General features: G+C 65.9%; 14 protein-coding genes. 4 read left to right on the top strand and 10 right to left on the bottom strand.

Translation table 11 applies throughout. The features are described from left to right. Window positions 1-35: 35 nt before the first annotated feature. The 9 genes from Tharo_RS05780 to Tharo_RS05740 all read right to left on the bottom strand — a co-directional run bounded on the left by Tharo_RS05780 (window position 36) and on the right by Tharo_RS05740 (window position 9,859). The gene (locus tag Tharo_RS05780; RefSeq protein ID WP_075147519.1) at window positions 36-749 is read right to left on the bottom strand and encodes an ABC transporter ATP-binding protein; all 714 of its coding nucleotides are present in this window, start codon (window positions 747-749) and stop codon (window positions 36-38) included. After that, window positions 742-1,497: an ABC transporter ATP-binding protein gene (locus Tharo_RS05775; protein ID WP_107220381.1), complete on the bottom strand. Its 756-nt coding sequence runs from the start codon at window positions 1,495-1,497 to the stop codon at window positions 742-744. The genes Tharo_RS05780 and Tharo_RS05775 overlap by 8 nt, the downstream gene beginning before the upstream one ends. After that, complete coding sequence (locus tag Tharo_RS05770; protein ID WP_107220380.1) at window positions 1,490-2,461, bottom strand: branched-chain amino acid ABC transporter permease; 972 nt, start codon at window positions 2,459-2,461, stop codon at window positions 1,490-1,492. Before Tharo_RS05770 ends, Tharo_RS05775 begins: the two co-directional genes overlap by 8 nt. A 3-nt stretch (window positions 2,462-2,464) precedes the next feature. After that, complete coding sequence (locus Tharo_RS05765; RefSeq protein WP_107220379.1) at window positions 2,465-3,331, bottom strand: branched-chain amino acid ABC transporter permease; 867 nt, start codon at window positions 3,329-3,331, stop codon at window positions 2,465-2,467. A 118-nt stretch (window positions 3,332-3,449) separates the two neighbouring features. Further along, window positions 3,450-4,631: an ABC transporter substrate-binding protein gene (locus tag Tharo_RS05760; protein WP_107220378.1), complete on the bottom strand. Its 1,182-nt coding sequence runs from the start codon at window positions 4,629-4,631 to the stop codon at window positions 3,450-3,452. 120 nt (window positions 4,632-4,751) lie between these two features. Further along, window positions 4,752-5,705 (bottom strand): IS1595 family transposase, encoded by a 954-nt coding sequence (locus Tharo_RS05755; RefSeq protein WP_107219617.1) that lies wholly within the window; start codon window positions 5,703-5,705, stop codon window positions 4,752-4,754. Window positions 5,706-5,847: 142 nt separating this feature from the next. Beyond that, the gene (locus Tharo_RS05750) at window positions 5,848-7,446 is read right to left on the bottom strand and encodes a benzoate-CoA ligase family protein (protein ID WP_107220377.1); all 1,599 of its coding nucleotides are present in this window, start codon (window positions 7,444-7,446) and stop codon (window positions 5,848-5,850) included. A 196-nt stretch (window positions 7,447-7,642) separates the two neighbouring features. Beyond that, window positions 7,643-8,110 carry a 4-hydroxylaminobenzoate lyase gene (locus tag Tharo_RS05745; RefSeq protein ID WP_107220376.1) on the bottom strand — a complete coding sequence of 156 codons (468 nt, stop codon included), beginning with the start codon at window positions 8,108-8,110 and terminating at the stop codon, window positions 7,643-7,645. A 171-nt stretch (window positions 8,111-8,281) separates the two neighbouring features. Then, complete coding sequence (locus Tharo_RS05740; protein ID WP_107220375.1) at window positions 8,282-9,859, bottom strand: 3,4-dehydroadipyl-CoA semialdehyde dehydrogenase; 1,578 nt, start codon at window positions 9,857-9,859, stop codon at window positions 8,282-8,284. Window positions 9,860-10,249: 390 nt separating this feature from the next. Between Tharo_RS05740 and boxC the strand changes: the two genes are divergently transcribed. The 3 genes from boxC to boxA all read left to right on the top strand — a co-directional run bounded on the left by boxC (window position 10,250) and on the right by boxA (window position 14,770). Continuing rightward, on the top strand, window positions 10,250-11,914 hold the full coding sequence (boxC, locus tag Tharo_RS05735) for a 2,3-epoxybenzoyl-CoA dihydrolase (RefSeq protein ID WP_107220374.1): 1,665 nt from the start codon (window positions 10,250-10,252) through the stop codon (window positions 11,912-11,914). A 74-nt stretch (window positions 11,915-11,988) separates the two neighbouring features. Continuing rightward, the gene (gene boxB, locus Tharo_RS05730; protein WP_107220373.1) at window positions 11,989-13,410 is read left to right on the top strand and encodes a benzoyl-CoA 2,3-epoxidase subunit BoxB; all 1,422 of its coding nucleotides are present in this window, start codon (window positions 11,989-11,991) and stop codon (window positions 13,408-13,410) included. A 109-nt stretch (window positions 13,411-13,519) separates the two neighbouring features. Next, complete coding sequence (gene boxA / locus Tharo_RS05725; RefSeq protein ID WP_107220372.1) at window positions 13,520-14,770, top strand: benzoyl-CoA 2,3-epoxidase subunit BoxA; 1,251 nt, start codon at window positions 13,520-13,522, stop codon at window positions 14,768-14,770. A gap of 91 nt (window positions 14,771-14,861) precedes the next feature. On the opposite strand, the gene bclA is transcribed toward boxA, so the two are convergent. Continuing rightward, window positions 14,862-16,445: a benzoate--CoA ligase gene (gene bclA, locus Tharo_RS05720; RefSeq protein WP_107220371.1), complete on the bottom strand. Its 1,584-nt coding sequence runs from the start codon at window positions 16,443-16,445 to the stop codon at window positions 14,862-14,864. Window positions 16,446-16,732: 287 nt separating this feature from the next. Here bclA and Tharo_RS05715 point away from each other — a divergent pair, with 287 nt between their 5' ends. After that, window positions 16,733-17,644 carry a helix-turn-helix transcriptional regulator gene (locus Tharo_RS05715; protein WP_107220370.1) on the top strand — a complete coding sequence of 304 codons (912 nt, stop codon included), beginning with the start codon at window positions 16,733-16,735 and terminating at the stop codon, window positions 17,642-17,644. Window positions 17,645-17,665: the final 21 nt, after the last annotated feature.

The following is a 17,665-nucleotide window of genomic DNA, read 5'->3' as shown; positions in this document are numbered from 1 at the left end:
AGCCGGCCCGGTGGGCGGCCCCCTGCGTGTTATTTTCAGACGCCGAGATGCTTCTGGATCAATTCCGGGTCGTTGCGCACCGCCGCGCTCGGGCCGTCGAAGACGACCTGGCCCTTGACCAGGATCATCGAGCGGTCGGTGAGCGCGGTCACCGCGGCGTGGTTCTTGTCCACGATCACGGTGGCGATGCCGGTTTCGCGGATGGTGCGGACCACGTTCCAGATCTCCTTCACCATCAGCGGCGCCAGGCCCTCGGTGGCTTCGTCCAGGATCAGCAGGTCGGGGTTGGTCATCAGCGCGCGGCCGATGGTGAGCATCTGCTGCTCGCCCCCCGAGAGCTGCCCGCCGCCGTTCGACAGGCGCTCGCCCAGGCGCGGGAAGGTCTCCATCACGCGCTCGAAGGTCCACGTGCGCTGACCGTCGACGCCGGCGCGCGCGGCCATGATCAGGTTCTCGCGCACGCTCAGGTTGGGGAAGATTCCCCGCCCCTCGGGCACGTAGGCAATGCCGCGCAGGGCGATGCGGTGCGTGCTCGCCCCGGTCATGTCGTCGCCATTGACCTTGACCGTGCCGTGGCGCGGACGCACCAGCCCGAGCATCGAGCGGATCAGCGTGGTCTTGCCCATGCCGTTGCGCCCCATCAGCCCCAGCGCCTCACCCTTCGCGATGTGGAAATCGACGCCGTGCAGGATGTGGCTCGAACCGTAATAAGTGTGCAGGTCGTGCGCTTCGAGCAGCGTCTCAGACATGTTCGTCCTCTCCCAGGTAAGCGGCCTGCACTTCGGCGCTGTTGCGGATCTGCACCGGCGGGCCCGATTCGAGCACCGCGCCGTTGACCATCACCGTGATCGTGTCGGCGACCGCAAACACCGCATCCATGTCGTGCTCGACGAGCAGGATCGCACGCCCGTCCTTGAGCCTGCGCAGCAGCTCGACCATCTTCGCCGACTCCTCCGAGCCCATGCCCGCCAGCGGCTCGTCGAGCAGCAGCACCCTGGCGTCGGTCGCCAGCACCATCGCGATCTCGAGCTGGCGCTGCTCGCCGTGCGACAGCGTGCCCGCCACCCGCGCCTCGCGCCCGCCCAACCCGGCCTCGGCGACCGCCGCGCGCGCGCGCTCGACGGTGTCGCTCAGGCGCTGGGCGTCGGTGAAGATCTTCCACGGCCGCGGCCGGCGCGACTGCGCTGCCAGGCGGCAATTCTCGAGCACGGTGAACTGCGGGAAGATGTTCGTGCGCTGGTAGCTGCGTCCGATCCCCAGGTGCGAGCGCGCCGCCGCCGACAGCCGGGTGACGTCCCGGCCGCCGAGCAGGATGCGCCCGGACGAGGGCGGCAGATCGCCCGAGAGCATGTTGATGCAGGTCGACTTGCCCGCGCCGTTGGGGCCGAGCAAGGCATGCAGGGTGCCGCGCTCGAGCGTGATGCACACTTCTTCGTTGGCCGTCAGCCCGCCGAAGTGGCGGGTCAGGCGGTCGGCCACGAGCATTGCCTCAGCCATTTTTGTCCTCTCCCCAGTTGATCATGCGGATCACCCGCTTGGGCAGCCCGGCCAGCCCGTCCGGCATGAACAGCACCGCGAGCACGATCACGCTGCCCATCAGCAGCTGCCAGTGCTTGCTCAGGTCGGTGAATAGCTCCTGCAGGCCGATGAAGGCGAACGCCCCGGCCGCCGCCCCCGCCAGGCTACCCATGCCGCCCAGGATCACCATCATCAGCACGTTGCCCGACTGGTGCCACGACAGGTACTCGGGGGTGACGAAGCCGAACAGCACCGCGTACAGGAAGCCCGCCACCCCGGCCAGCGCGCCGGCCAGCGTGAATGCGGCGAGCTTGTAGCGGAAGGTGGCGTAGCCCAGCGACTGCATGCGGTGCTCGTTGCTGTGGATGCCCGCGAGCACGCGCCCGAACGGCGAACGCAGCACCAGCTTCAAGAGCACGAACACCGCCACCATCGCCGCGAGGATGAAGTAGTACATCTGCAGCGGCTCGTTCAGGTCGAACGGCACCCAGCCACCAATCGCCGCATCGGGCTTGAAGTTCAGGTAGATCCCGTCCGAGCCTCCGCCCAGCGGGGTGTCGTGGAAGATGTAGTAGGCCATCTGGGCGAAGGCCAGCGTCACCATGATGAAGTAGATGCCCTTGGTGCGCAGCACGAACAGCCCGATCACGAGCGCGGCCAGCGCCGCGGCCAGCACCGAGGCCGGGAAGGCGAACCAGAAGCTGGCCGGGTCGTACTTGGGCGTCACCAGCGCCACGACGTAGGCGGCGATGCCGAAATACGCCGCATGCCCGAGGCTGACCAGCCCGGTGAAGCCCACCAGCAGCGCCAGGCTCATGGCGAAGATCGCCATCACCAGGGTCTTGGCCAGCATCTCGACGTAGAAGCTCGAGCCGTACAGCGGATAGGCGATCAGCACGAGCAGCGCGAGCAGTTGTAGAAACAGCGGGATTCTGGAATTCATCGCCTAGCCTTTCTTGAAGATGCCTTCGGGGCGCCACAGCAGCACCACCGCCATCACCAGGTACACCGCCAGTCCGGCGAACTCGGGCACCAGCACCTTGCCGAAGGTGTCGGTAAAGCCCACCAGCAGCGCCGCCACCAGCGCCCCCCACACCGAGCCGATGCCGCCGATCACCACCACCACGAAGGAGATGATCAGCACGTTGCCGCCCATCCCCGGATACACCGAGGACACCGGCGCGGCGAGCATGCCGGCGAGCGCGGCCAGCGCCACGCCGAGGGCGAACACGTTGCGGTACAGCAGGTCGATGTTGACGCCGAGCGCCTGCACCATCTCGCGGTTGTGCGAGCCGGCGCGGATCATCATCCCCAGCCGGGTGCGCTGCATCAGCCACCACAGCCCGGCGGCCAGGGCCACACACACCACCGAGATCACGATCCGGTAGACCGGGTAGGACAGAGTGTCCGAAAGCTGGATCGAGGCCGAGAACAGCGCCGGGATGTCCACCCCGTGCACGTCGTCGCCCATGGTCAGGCTGCGCAGCTCCTCGAAGATCAGGATCAGCCCGTAGGTGAGCAGTACCTGCTGCAGGTGGTCGCGCTTGTACAGATGCACGAACAACAGCTTCTCGAGCAGTGCCCCGAAGGCGAACGCCAGCGGTATGCCGAGCACGATCGCCAGCATCAGGTTGCCGGTCGCGCTGGTGAGCGCGAACGCCATGTAGGCGCCGATCATGTAGAAGCTGCCGTGCGCCAGGTTGATGATGCCCATGATCCCGAACACCAGCGTCAGCCCGCTGGCCACCAGAAACAGCAGCAGTCCGTACTGCAGCGAATTCAGGATCTGGATCAGGAAGGAAACGAAATCCATGCTTGGGCCTCCCCCTCCCGGACTCGCCCAGGGCGGCGGGATACGGTGGATGAAAGTGCGTGGGAAGGAAAACCCTGCGCCGGCACGGCCGGCGCAGGCGATGCGATCGACGCAGCGATCAGTTCATGCGGCAGCCGCGTGCGGGATCGGCCAGCTTGGGCGCGGCGACGCCGACCACCTTGTTCTGGCTGCCTTCGACCTTGCGCAGGTAGATGTCCTGCACCGGGTTGTTGGCCTTCGACAGGGTGAATGCGCCGCGCGGGCTATCGACCGTGGCCGCGCTCATCGCCTTCATCACCGCATCCTTGTCGAACTTGCCCGCCGGCGCCTTGGCCAGGCCTGCACCGAGCAGCTGGGCGGCGTCATAGCCCTGCACCGCATAGACGTCGGGCTGCATCTTGTAGGCGCTGGCGTAGCCGGTGCGGAAGGTCTTGTCCTTCTCGGTATCGAGGCCGTCGGCATAGTGCAGGGTGGTCATCACGCCCTCACCCGCACCGCCCATCGCCTCCAGCGTGCCGTCGGTGAGGAAACCCGAGCCGTACAGCGGGATGCTGTTCTTGAGCCCTGCCGCGTCATAATCCTTGACGAACTTGGCCGCGCCGCCGCCGGCGAAGAACACAAACACCGCATCGGGCTTGAGGCCGGCGATCTCGGTCAGGAAAGGCTGGAACTCGACGTTCGGGAAAGGCAGGTAGAGCTCCTTGGCGATCTTGCCGCCGGCCTGTTCGAAGGCCTCCTTGAAGCCGGCTACCGACTGCTCGCCGAACGAGTACTTCCAGGTCACCGTGACCACGTTCTTGTGCCCGCGCTCGGCCACCACCTTGCCCATCGCGTAGGCCGGCTGCCAGGCCGAGAACGACACGCGGAACACGTTGGGCGCGCACAGCGGCCCGGTCAGCTCGTCGGCCCCGGCGTTGGGGATGATCATCAGGGTCTTGGTGTCGCGCGCGACCTTGGCCATCGCCAGCGCCACGCCCGAGTGCACCGTGCCCACGAGCACGTCGACCTCGTCGCGCTTGACCAGCTTGTTGGCGTTCTCGGTGGCCTTGGCGGCGTCGGACTCGTCATCGACGACGAAGTATTCGACTTCGCGCCCGCCCAGCTTGCCGCCCTGCTCGGCCACGTACTGCTTGAACCCGTTGGTGATCGCATTGCCCAGCGAGGCGTAGGTCCCGGTGTAGGGCAGCATCAGGCCGACCTTGACCTTGTCCGCCGCGTAGGCGCCGCCCATCGGCAGCAGGGCGATCAGGCCGACTCCAGCGACACCGGCCATGCGCTGCATCAGTTTCTGCTTGCTCATGTGACTCTCCTCCTGGTTCATCCATTTACATGGCAGGCAGAACTGCCCGCCGCTTTCTCGGACTCCACCGGCAACACGGTGAATTCCAGTTCAGTCGCGATTGTATAATATTTTTCCTGATTAGCAATGAACCTCAGCGGTCCGAATCGCGCGCTGCGGGAGCGGCCCGCAGTTGGCTGCGGCGACGAGCAGGCGCGTATGCAGTGCCCGGAGATCGAATCGGCGGTTGAAGCGGTAGGCGAAAGCGGCGAGGTAACGCGCCGCATACTTTCGGAAGTCGAATGCATGGTAGCTCCCGTTCAGACTGGTCTTGAGGTTGCCCAGCACGGTGTTGATCCACTGGAATTCGGGCAAGTCCTTCGGTTTGCGTCCAGCGACGACGGTCGGCTGATGCGTGCATCCAGCCGCCGTGACCGCACCGAAACACGCCAGCCCATCGGAGAACACAGTGCTGCCGGGGGCCAGATGCGTCGTCGCCCACTGCCCGATCGCCTGGAGGCTGAAGCCCGGTACGGGCGTGAGTTTGGCGCGCAAGGGGTGGCCGTCATCACTGAGGGAGACGGCGGCGACGAAAGGGACCTTGTTTTCCGAGCCGCGACCGACCTTGCCTCCGCTGCGCTCACCGCCGAGGTAGGCATCATCGATCTGGACCTGGCCTTCGAGGACATAGCGCTGCTCGCGTTCGGCCATCGCCTGCATCAGCTTGTGGTGGATCAGCCAGGCGGTCGGGTAGCTCACCCCCAGGTGCCGCTTGAGGGCGAGCGCCGACAGACCGGTCTTGGCTTGGCTGATGAGGTAGATCGCGAGGAACCACACGGTCAGGGCCAATTTCGTGCCCTGCATCACGGTGCCCGCGATCAGCGAGGTCTGATGCCGACAGGCCTGGCACTGGAACAGCGCGTGGGTTCGCCCGCGCACCCGGCTGTAGGCGGCCCCATCGCAACTCGGGCACCGAAACCCCTGCGGCCAGCGCGCCTGCTCCAACGCCGCCGCGCACTGCGCTTCGGTCCCGTAGCGCTTGAGAAACTCGGGCATCGACAGGCCGGGTTGAAACTGGATTCGGTTCATTGCCATGGCTCCACCTCTCACCAGATATACTGTACGTACATACAGTATAGGCCCGGCGACCGTGGCCGGCCAGCTTGGCTGATCATCATTGCTAATCAAGATATTTTTTAATCGTTTCATCAACGATTCACGCGAACATTTCCCGCTCTCACCGTGCGCCCATCCCGCGCAGCTTGAAGCGCTGGATCTTGCCGGTCGCGGTCTTCGGCAGCTCTTCCACGAACTCCATCCAACGCGGATATTTGTAGGGCGCAAGCATAGCCTTGACGTGGTTTTTCAGCATCTCGCGCAAGGCCTCGTCGGCCTCCAGTCCCGGTTTGAGGACGATGAAGGCCTTCGGCTTGATCAGGTGATCCTCGTCCTCACAGCCCACCACCGCGGCCTCGAGCACCGCTTCGTGCGCGATCAGCGCCGACTCGACTTCGATCGGCGACACGTAGATCCCGCTCACCTTGAGCATGTCGTCGCTGCGCCCGGCATAGACGTAGTAGCCGTCCTGGTCGAGCAGGTACTTGTCACCGCTGCGCGTCCATTCGCCGAGGAAAGTGCTGCGGCTCTTTTCCCGGTTGTTCCAGTAGCACACGGCCGAAGTCGGACCGCTGATCTGCAGCTCACCGGGCTCACCGGGGGCGGTGATCTCATTGCCGGCATCGTCGATCAGCCGTACCCGGTAGCCCGGCACCGGCATGCCGCTGGTGCCGTAGCGCACCTGACCGGGGCGGTTCGACAGGAAGATGTGCAGCATCTCGGTGGAACCGATGCCGTCGAGGATGTCCAGCCCGTAACGCTCCGTCCACCGCCGGCCGATCTCCTCGGGCAGGGCCTCACCGGCCGAAGTGCAGGCCCGCAGATTCAGTTCGCCGCGCGCCGGGCAGTCCGGGCTGGCCAGCATCGACGCATAGAGCGTGGGTACGCCGTAGAAGATCGTCGGGCGGTGCTGGCGCAGGCGCTCGAACACGGCAGCCGGAGTCGGCCGCTCCGCCATCAGCACCGCGGTGGCGCCCACCGCCAGCGGAAAGGTCAGACCGTTGCCGAGGCCGTAAGCGAAGAACAGCTTCGCCGCCGAAAACACCACGTCGTCTTCGCGAATGCCGAGGACCGGGCGCGCATACAGTTCGGCGGTATGGATCAGGCTGGAGTGGATATGCACGGTGCCCTTCGGCGCACCGGTCGATCCGGACGAATAGAGCCAGAAGCAGGCGTCATCGGCAACGGTCGGCGCAGCGGGAAAGGCCTCCCGCCCCTGCGCGAGGAGTGCCGCCAGACTGTCCGCCCCGGCCGCGGGATCGCCGGCGACGATGATGCGCTCGAGCGTCGGCACCTTGCCCAGCAGCGGGCCGAACACCGCCATCAGTGGCTCGGACACGATCGCGACGCGGGCCCGGCTGTCGGTCAGCATGTATTCGTAGTCGCTCGCGGTGAGCAGGGTATTGACCGCGATCGGCACGATGCCGGCACGGATGGCGCCCAGGAAAACCGTGGGAAAGTCGATGGTGTCGTGGACGCACATCAGCACCCGCTCTTCCCGGCGCAGGCCGAGCACCTCGCCGAGAGCGCTGCCGCAGCGATTCACCCGGCGCGCCAGCTCATCGAAGGAATAGCGCCCCTCGTCGTCGATATAGGCGATTTTGGGACCGCGGCCGGCGTCCAGGTTGCGGCCGATCAGGTCGTCGGCTGCGTTGTAGTGGCGCGGGATGCGGATTTCGGGCGGACTCGCGGTGTGATCCGCCGCACTCAGTGTAGGCATGGAGGTCTCCTCCTTGGTTGGCTTGGTCGGGGGCCCGGTCCAGTTCCGGAGCGGGCGCCGTCGCCCGCTCCTGAGCCGGCACTCGCGCCCTGGCCGATCTCGATGTCGGCCTTTGCCGGCGAGCCCGGGTTGGGGTTGAGGGTGAGGATGGTAAAAACGTAAACCGGCGCGCCATCACGGCGGACGCCCGCCGCCGCTAGCGGCGGGTGAACTCGATCGCCCCCTGCGGCAGCAGGTACAGGACATGAGCACGCCCGCCGCTGACGGTCGGACAGTGCGCACTGCCCGGGCCGTAGACGAACCAGCCGGCGCCATGGCCGTCGAATTTGGCATCGCCTTCGAGCGGCATGATCATGTCGATCTCGCCCTGCGGATGAACATGGTGGGGGCCGGCCACATCGGCCATTTCCACCACGTCCACGCTGAAGCCAGCCAGTTCCGGGCACGGCTTGATGACCCGGCCGAAGCGGATCCCTCCGTGCTCGCGCTCGCACATCCAGCCCGCCGCCACCGCCTGCGCACAGGCATCGGCAATGGCACGGAATTCCGCGCCATGGGCCGGAAAGCGCTGGTTGAGGAAATCGGCGAGCGCGGCGTCGAGCGCCCGGCCTTCGATTTCACGGGTAACGCCGGCAATCAGCTGCTGAAAATGTTCAGGGGTCATGCAGACACTCCTTTCAGGTGCAACACTCGGGAAGTCCGGCAGGGCGGCGATGGCGGGCGAGGCGGACGATGGCGGGTGCAACCGCCCGACACCACCCGCCCCTCGCCGGGAATGCGTCATTCCACCGGCCGACGGGGCCTTCCCCTGCCTTCAAGGGTAGATGGGCCGGACTCAGGCGCCAAGCAAAGCCGCATCGACCGCCTCTTGCGACAGCAGCTCGAGCACCGCCGGCCCGCCCTGCACGACGTGACGGCGGTGATACATCGCCAGCGCACGCAGGCCGCCGAGTTCCTCGCCGCCGCCGGCCCGTCCGGGGCCGCCGTGCAGACAGGTCGGCATCACGTTGCCATGCCCCGTGTGATTGCTCCCGACCGCCGCGTCGACCACCATGATGCGGCCATGGAGATCGGCGATCGCTGGTACCAGTGCACCGACGAAGGCCGGATCGGCCGAATACACCGAAGCCACCAGCGAACCGCCGCCGCGACGTGCGATCGCCACCGCTTCAGCGGCATCGGCGTAGGGCAGCACGGTCGCCACCGGGCCGAACACTTCGACATCGTGCACGTAGCGTGCCGCCAGTCCCTTCTCGCAAAACAGCAGCGTCGGCTGGACGAAGGCAGCCTGGCGGGGGTCGGCGTCGACCGGAACGAAATCCGGGTCGCCGCCGTACACCACTTCAGCATCCTCGCGCAACTTCGCCAGGCCGGCGAGGGCAGCCGTCTGTTGCGCCTTGCTGACCAGCGGCCCGATCCGCACTCCGGTGGTGCGCGGATTGCCCACCGGCATCTTCGCGAGGCGGGCGGCGACGGCATCGGCCAGCGCCCGTGCCACCGGTGCCGGGGCCAGCACGCGGCGGATCGCGGTGCATTTCTGCCCGGCCTTGATCGAAAGCTCGCGCACGATTTCCTTCACCGCCAGATCGAATTCCGCGCTTCCCGGCACCGCATCGGGCCCCAGGATGGCGCTATTGACGCTGTCGGCCTCGACATTGATGCGCACCGCGCGCGCGACCACGGCCGGATGGTTACGGATCCGCGCCGCCGTGTCGGCCGAGCCGGTGAAGGACACCACGTCGCATTCGCCAACATGATCGAGCAGGTCGCGCGCCGATCCGCAGACGATGCTGAGCGCGCCGGGCGGCAGCACACCGGCTTCGACCACGTCGGCAACCATGCGCTGCGCCAGCCAGGCCGTCGGCGTGGCCGGCTTGACGAACACCGGCATGCCGGCAAGCAGCGCAGGAGCAGCCTTTTCCCACAAGCCCCAGGCCGGAAAATTGAAGGCGTTGATGAAAATCGCCGCACCGCTCATCGGCACGAGGAAATGCTGCCCCTGGAACACGCCGTCCTTGGCCAGCGGCACGCGCGCGCCCTCGCGCAGGCAGCGCCCAGCGCCGAGCACCTTGCCGGCGCGCGCATAGGCCTTCAGCGTGAAGATCGCCCCATCGACGTCAAAACCAGCGTCGGCCTCGGTGGCGCCGGAGTTGCGCAGGGAAATGTCGAAGTAGTCGGCACGCTTCGCCTGGAGCACATCGGCCACCCGGGTCAGCGCCGCAGCGCGCATCTCGTAGGTCATGGCGCGCAGCGCACGCCCCCCCTCACGACGGGCAAACGCCAGCGCCTCGGCCAGATCCAGCCCTTCGGAAGAAACCGACACCAGCGGCTCTCCGCTTACCGGGTCGAGCAAGGCAAGGCCTTCTCCGCCGCCTTCCTGCCACCGCCCGCATAGATGATTTGCCAGTTTCATGTCGTCTCCTATTGTGTACTTGGTGACAGGGGCCACACTGGCCACCAAACCCGAGGCCGCCTTTATGTGTTCATAGAGTACCTTCATTCCCTTGCGAGTCAAGCAATATCTTGCATGCAAACTCTAAATCTAAGGCATCAAAACAACCTTTAGATCAGAATACGGCAGCAACGCGGGAGAGAAAACAGAAATCCGCCGCATAAAAAAAGATGCCACAAGAAAGAAAGTGCATTATTTGTGTTGACTCGAAAAACGAGCTGCACTATTGTTCAACCACGGCTCGCGATTTGCGGCCCCAAGCACCCCGCACCCCAAAAGCGGAAGACAGACGAAACTTTCAGCATCAAAACGGCCCCGCCCCGGCCGAACCCCTTTGAGGAGGAGACGAACGTGGACACAGCAAGCACCGTGAAGCAGGACGCCGTCGATTACCGCACCGAGCCGTCGCGATACAAGCACTGGTCGCTCGCAGTGGACGGCGAAGTCGCCACCCTGACCCTGAACATCGATGAAGACGCCGGCATCCGCCCGGGGTACAAGCTGAAGCTGAACTCCTACGACCTCGGCGTCGACATCGAACTGCACGACGCGCTCCAGCGCATCCGCTTCGAGCACCCGTCGGTGCGCAGCGTGGTGTTCACTTCGGGCAAGCCGAAGATCTTCTGCTCCGGCGCCAACATCTACATGCTGGGCGTCTCCACCCACGCCTGGAAAGTGAACTTCTGCAAGTTCACCAACGAGACGCGCAACGGCATCGAGGATTCCAGCCAGTACTCCGGCCTCAAGTTCATCGCCGCGTGCAACGGCACCACTGCCGGCGGCGGCTACGAGCTGGCGCTGGCGTGCGACGAGATCGTGCTCATCGATGACCGCAACTCCGCAGTGTCGCTGCCCGAAGTGCCGCTGCTGGGCGTGCTGCCGGGCACCGGCGGGCTGACCCGGGTCACCGACAAGCGCAAGGTGCGCCGCGACCACGCCGACATCTTCTGCACCATCTCCGAAGGCGTGCGCGGCAAGCGCGCGGTGGAGTGGCGCCTGGTCGATGCCGTGGTCAAGCAGCAGCAGTTCGCCGAGCACATCGCCGAACGCGCGCAGGCGCTCGCCGCCGGCTCCGACCGCCCTGCCGGGGCGAAAGGAGTGGCCTTGCCGACCCTCGAACGCAGCGTCGATGCCTCCGGCTACCACTACGAATTCGTCGATGCCGCGATCGACGCCGCCGCCCGCAGCGTGACCCTGACCGTGCGCGCCCCGGCCGCCGTCACCGCGACCACGATTGCCGAAATCGAAGCCCAGGGCGCCGACTGGTGGCCGCTGAAGATGGCGCGCGAACTCGACGACGCGATCCTCAACCTGCGCACCAACCACCTCGACATCGGCCTGTGGCTGCTGCGCACCGAAGGTGACACCGAAGTCGTGATGGACATCGACGCCACCCTCGTCGCCCACCAGCAGCACTGGTTCGTGCGCGAGACGCTCGGCATGCTGCGCCGCACCCTGGCGCGTCTGGACGTGTCCTCGCGCAGCCTCTACGCGCTGATCGAGCCGGGCTCGTGCTTTGCCGGCACCCTGCTCGAGATCGCCCTTGCCGCCGACCGCAGCTACCTGCGCGACGACGAGGACGGCGCCAACCGCATCGGCCTCACGGCGATGAATTTCGGCCCCCTGCCGATGGTCAACGGCCTGTCGCGCATCGCCGCGCGCTTCTACCAGGAAGAAGGCCCGGTGGCGGCGGTAAAGGCGCGCAAAGGCGAGCTGCTCACCGCAGCCGAGGCGATGGAGCTGGGCCTGGTGACGGCGATCCCGGACGACCTCGACTGGGCCGACGAAGTGCGCATCGCCTGCGAGGAACGCGCCAGCCTGTCGCCCGATGCGCTCACCGGGCTGGAAGCCAACCTGCGCTTCGGCATCGCCGAAACCATGAACACGCGCATCTTCGGCCGCCTGTCGGCGTGGCAGAACTGGATCTTCATCCGCCCCAACGCGGTCGGCGAAAACGGCGCGCTGAAGCTGTTCGGTTCGGGCAAGAAGGCGCAATTCGACTGGAACCGGGTGTAAGCCGGATGTAACCCCCATGCCGGCCGTGATCCCCCCCACCATGGCCGGCACATTCCCCATCGAGGAGTAGAGACATGATCAACTACAGCGAACGCATCCCGAACAACGTCAACCTGTCGGAGAACAAGACCCTGCAGCGCGCCCTGGAGCACTGGCAGCCGGCCTTCCTCAACTGGTGGCAGGACATGGGCCCGGAAGGCTCGACCGACTACGACGTCTATCTGCGCACGGCGGTCAGCGTCGACCCGACCGGCTGGGCCCACTTCGACCACGTCAAGATGCCCGATTACCGCTGGGGCATCTTCCTCGCCCCCCAGGAACAGGACAAGAAGATCACCTTCGGCGACCACAAGGGCGATGACGTGTGGCAGGAAGTGCCGGGCGAATACCGCTCCACCCTGCGCCGCATCATCGTCACCCAGGGCGACACCGAGCCGGCCTCGGTCGAGCAGCAGCGCCACCTCGGCCTCACCGCGCCGTCGCTGTACGACCTGCGCAACCTGTTCCAGGTGAACGTCGAGGAAGGCCGCCACCTGTGGGCGATGGTCTACCTGCTGCATGCCCACTTCGGCCGCGATGGCCGCGAGGAAGGCGAGGCCCTGCTCGAGCGCCGCTCCGGCGACGAGGACAACCCGCGCATCCTCACCGCGTTCAACGAGAAGACGCCGGACTGGCTGTCGTTCTTCATGTTCACCTTCATCACCGACCGTGACGGCAAGTACCAGCTCGCCTCGCTCGCCGAATCGGCCTTCGATCCGCTGGCACGCACCTGCAAGTTCATGCTCACCGAGGAAGCGCACCACCTCTTCGTCGGCGAATCCGGCATCGCCCGCATCATCCAGCGCACCTGCGAAGTGATGCAGCAACTCAAGACCGACGACAAGGACAAGCTGCGCGCCGCCGGCGTCATCGACCTGCCGACGCTGCAGAAGTACCTCAACTTCCACTTCAGCGTCACCAGCGACCTGTACGGCAACGAGGTGTCGTCGAACGCCGCCACCTACTACACCACCGGGCTGAAGGGGCGCTTCGAGGAAACCAAGATCGCCGACGACCACAAGCTGCTCAGCGCCGAGTACGAGGTGATGGACGTCGCCGGCGACAAGATCCTGAGCCGCCACGTCGGCGCGCTGTCGGCACTCAACGAGCGCCTGCGCGACGACTGGATCACCGACGTGCAGGCCGGCGTCGACCGCTGGAACCGGATCCCGGCCAAGTTCGGTTTCGACTTCCGCTTCACCCTGCCGCACAAGGGCTTCCATCGCGCGATCGGCATGTTCGCCGACGTCCATGTCAGCCCCGACGGCCGCCTGTTGTCCGAAGCCGAATGGACCCACCAGCACCTGAACTGGCTGCCCAGCGACGAGGACCGCCTGTACGTGCATTCGCTGATGGGCCGCTGCCTGGAGCCGGGCAAGTTCGCCAACTGGATCGCCCCCCCGGCGCGCGGCATCAACAACAAGCCGGTCGACTTCGACTACGTCCGCTTCAACTGAGCACGAACGGGGCCGCCCTCGCGCGGCGGCCCCGCTTTGTGCCGAAACGATCGACACGCCCGCGGCACCGCCTTCGCTGCCGCTCCACCCGCCAAGGAAGAGACCCGCCATGAACGCGCCCGCAGAGCACGCCACCATCGCCCGTCAGCACCTGATCGACCCCGAGGTCTGCATTCGCTGCAACACCTGCGAAGAAATGTGCCCGATCAACGCGATCACGCACGACGCCCGCAACTACGTGGTCAAGTTCGACGTCTGCAAGGGCTGCCTGGCCTGCATCTCGCCCTGTCCGACCGGCGCGATCGACTCCTGGCGCAATGTCGACGGCACCCGCTCATATACGATTGAAGAGCAGCTTTCCTGGGACGCGCTGCCCGACACCACCGAGTTCGACAATTTCGAGGCCACCCTGGGTGCCCTCAGCGGCGAGGAAACCCCGCCCGAGGTCCAGCAGATCACCGACGTCGCCACCGCCGGCCAGGGCGGACCGGCACTGGCGCCGTGGTCGGCGTCCCACCCCTACGTCAATCTGTACACCCCCACCCGGCCGCTCACCGCCACGGTTTCCGGCAACTACCGGCTGACCGCGGACGACGCCTCCAGCGACATCCACCACATCGTCCTCGATTTCGGTGCGACCCCCTTCCCGGTCCTCGAAGGCCAGTCGATCGGCATCATCCCGCCGGGCACCGACGCCAACGGCAAGCCCCACCTGCTGCGCATGTACTCGGTGGCCAGCCCGCGTGAAGGCGAGCGCCCGCACCACAACAACCTGTCGCTGACGGTCAAGCGCGTCACCGAAGATCACGACGGCCACCCCGCCCGCGGCATCGCCTCCAATTACGTGTGCGATCTGAAAAAAGGCGACAAGGTCCAGGTCACCGGCCCCTACGGTTCGACCTTCCTGATGCCCAACCACCCGGGTTCGTCGTTGCTGATGATCTGCACCGGCACCGGCTCGGCGCCGATGCGGGCGATGACCGAACGCCGCCGCCGACGCATGGAGCAGAAAGAAGGCGGCGAGCTGATGCTGTTCTTCGGCGCGCGCGCGCCCGGCGAACTGCCCTACTTCGGCCCGCTGAAAAAGCTCCCGGAAGACTTCATCGACATCAATTTCGCCTTCTCGCGCGTCCCCGACGAGCCCAAGCGCTACGTCCAGGACCGCATCCGCGAGCGTGCCGACAAAGTGTTCCGCATGCTCACCGACGACAACGCCTTCATCTACATCTGCGGCCTGAAGGGCATGGAAGCCGGTGTCCTCGAAGCCTTCCGCGACATCTGCCGCGCCCACGGCACGGACTGGGAAGCCCTGCGCCCGGAACTGCTGGCCAAGGGCCGTTTCCACGTCGAAACTTACTGACGCACGGCAAGCGCTGCGATCCTCCCATCGCCATGTGCCACTCGCCCGCCCGGCGCCGGCGGGCGCAGGCTCCTGCCGCAACCGCCCGCGCTCAGGCGCTGCGCAGCTTGAAACGCTGGATCTTGCCGGTAGCGGTCTTGGGCAGATCGTCCACGAACTCGATCCAGCGCGGATACTTGTACGGCGCCAGCAGGTTCTTGACGTGGGCCTTGAGGTCGGTGCGCAAGGCCTCGCCCGCGCCGTAGCCGGGCTTGAGGACGATGAAGGCCTTCGGCTTGATCAGATGATCCTCATCCTCCCAACCCACCACCGCGGCCTCAAGCACCGCTTCGTGCGCGATCAGCGCCGACTCGACCTCGATCGGCGACACGTAGATCCCGCTCACCTTGAGCATGTCGTCGCTGCGCCCGGCGTACACGTAATAGCCCTCGTCATTGACGAGGTACTTGTCGCCGCTGCGCGTCCATTCGCCCATGAAGGTGGCGGCGGTCTTTTCCGGGTTGTTCCAGTACATCACCGCCGAACTCGGCCCGCTGATCTGCAGCTCGCCCGCGACTCCGGCCGTGGTGATCTCGGCCCCGTCTTCGTCGATCAGCCGCAGCCGATAGCCCGGCACCGGCTTGCCGCTGGTGCCGTAATGCACGTCACCGGCCCGGTTCGACAGGAAGATGTGCAGCATTTCAGTGGAGCCGATGCCGTCGAGGATGTCCACGCCGAACCGCGCCTGCCAGCGCCGGCCGACATCTTCGGGCAGGGCCTCGCCGGCCGAAGTGCAGGCACGCAGGCGCAGCTCGCCCTCTTTCGGACAGTCCGGGTTCGCCAGCATGCTGGCGTAGAGCGTGGGCACGCCGTAGAAGATGTCCGGCTGGTGGCGGCGCAGGCGCTCGAACACCGCGGCCGGCGTCGGGCGCTCGGCCATCAGCACCGCGGTGGCGCCCACCGCGAGCGGGAAGATCAGGCCGTTGCCCAGCCCATAGGCGAAGAACAGCTTCGCCGCCGAAAACACCACGTCGCCCTCGCGGATGCCGAGAATCGGGCGCGCATAGAGTTCGGCCGTATGGATCAGGTCGGAATGGATATGGACCGTGCCCTTGGGCGCGCCGGTGGAGCCGGAAGAGTAGAGCCAGAAGCAGTGGTCGTCGGGCCGCGTCGGCGCCGCCTCGAACTGCTCGGAGCCGGTCGCGAGCAGGGCCGCCAGGCTGTCCTCGCCGGCACCGCCGGCGACGACGAGGTGCTCGAGCGTCGGCACCTTGCCGAGCATCGGGGCGAACAGCGGCAGCAGTTCCTGCGACACCACGGCGACGCGGGCCGCGCTGTCGGTCAGCATGTATTCGTAATCGCTCTCGGTGAGCAGGGTGTTGATCGCGATCGGCACGACCCCGCCCTTGATCGCACCGAGGAAGGTGGTGGGAAAATCGATGCCGTCGAGGACGCACACCAGCACGCGATCCTTCGGCTGCAGGCCGAGCGTCGTACGCAGGGCGCTGCCGCAGCGATTCACGCGCAGGGCCAGCTCATCGTAGGTGTAGGAGCCGGCATCGTCGATGTAGACCGTCTTGCCTCCACGCCCTGCAAGCAGGTTGCGCCCGATCAGGTCATCGGCGGCGTTGTAGCGCTCCGGAATCTTGATGGCGGGCGGCGTATTGCTGTGATCGGCCACACTCAGAGTGTACATGCTGCTCTCCTTAACGATTGACAGAATGCAATAAAATGCATAACAAGCATCAAAATGTGAAGCAGAATACACTCAGATGAGGCACTGTCAAGCAAGTCCCTCGCACCCAAAAGGGTTGAAGTCCAACAATGCATGCCATATATAGCATGTCCAGCCAGACAACGATGGGAAGCTGATTTACACCCCATCTCAGTCCTGCACTAAAATACAATTTATATTGACAGTTGTTTTTTTTAAGCATTATTGTTCATCGGCAGAATGAACAAAGGTGCACGAAGGATGCAAGCATGAGCACCCAGATCGACGACAGCCTGAATGCCACACCAAATGACGGCGATGCCGAGGTCGACACCCGCAGCGATGCCGAATTTCTCGACGCGCTCGGTAAGCGCGTGCGCGAGATCCGCGATCGCCGCGGCATGACCCGCAAGCTGGTGGCGCGCGAAGCGAGCGTATCAGAGCGCCACCTCGCCCATCTCGAAGCCGGCGAAGGCAACGTCTCCATCGTCCTGCTGCGCCACATCAGCCGCGCCCTCGACGTGCCACTGATCGAGCTGCTCGCGGTGGAGACCGAAGACACCGTCGAACGCCGCCTGATCCGCCGCTTTCTCGAACGCCTGCCCCGGCACCGGCTGGAAGACGTGGTGTTCCGCCTGATGCGCGACTTCGGTCACGAGGAAGCCGCGCGCCGCAAGCGCATCGCCCTGATCGGCCTGCGCGGCGCAGGCAAGACCACGCTCGGCAAGCGCCTCGCCACCACACAAGGCGTCCCCTTCATCGAGCTCGACGGCGAGATCGAAAAGGAAACCGGCATGCCGTCGAGCGAGCTTTTCGCGCTCTACGGGCAGACCGGTTACCGCCGCATCGAGCAGCGAACACTCGAGCGCGTGATCCGCGACCACGACCGGGCGGTGATCTCGGCCGGCGGCGGCGTCGTGTCGCAGCCCGAAACCTACGACATGCTGCTCTCCAACTGCCTGACGGTGTGGCTCAAGGCCCAGCCCGAAGAGCACATGTCACGGGTCATGGCCCAGGGCGACCTGCGCCCGATGGCCGGCAACGACGAGGCGATGGAAGATCTCAAGCGCATCCTCAATGCCCGCGAGCCGCTGTACGCGCGCGCCGATACCGTGATCGACACTTCCGGTCTGACCATCGACGCCTGCTTCCAGAAACTGCGGGAAATCGTCACCAGCTGACCCCCGACTCCCCTCCCCCCG

It is taken from the genome of Thauera aromatica K172 (genome assembly GCF_003030465.1).
In the GTDB taxonomy this organism is placed as follows: Bacteria; Pseudomonadota; Gammaproteobacteria; order Burkholderiales; family Rhodocyclaceae; genus Thauera; species Thauera aromatica.
Note: the sequence above shows the minus strand (reverse complement) of the source record. Positions and strands in the feature narration are given on the sequence as shown.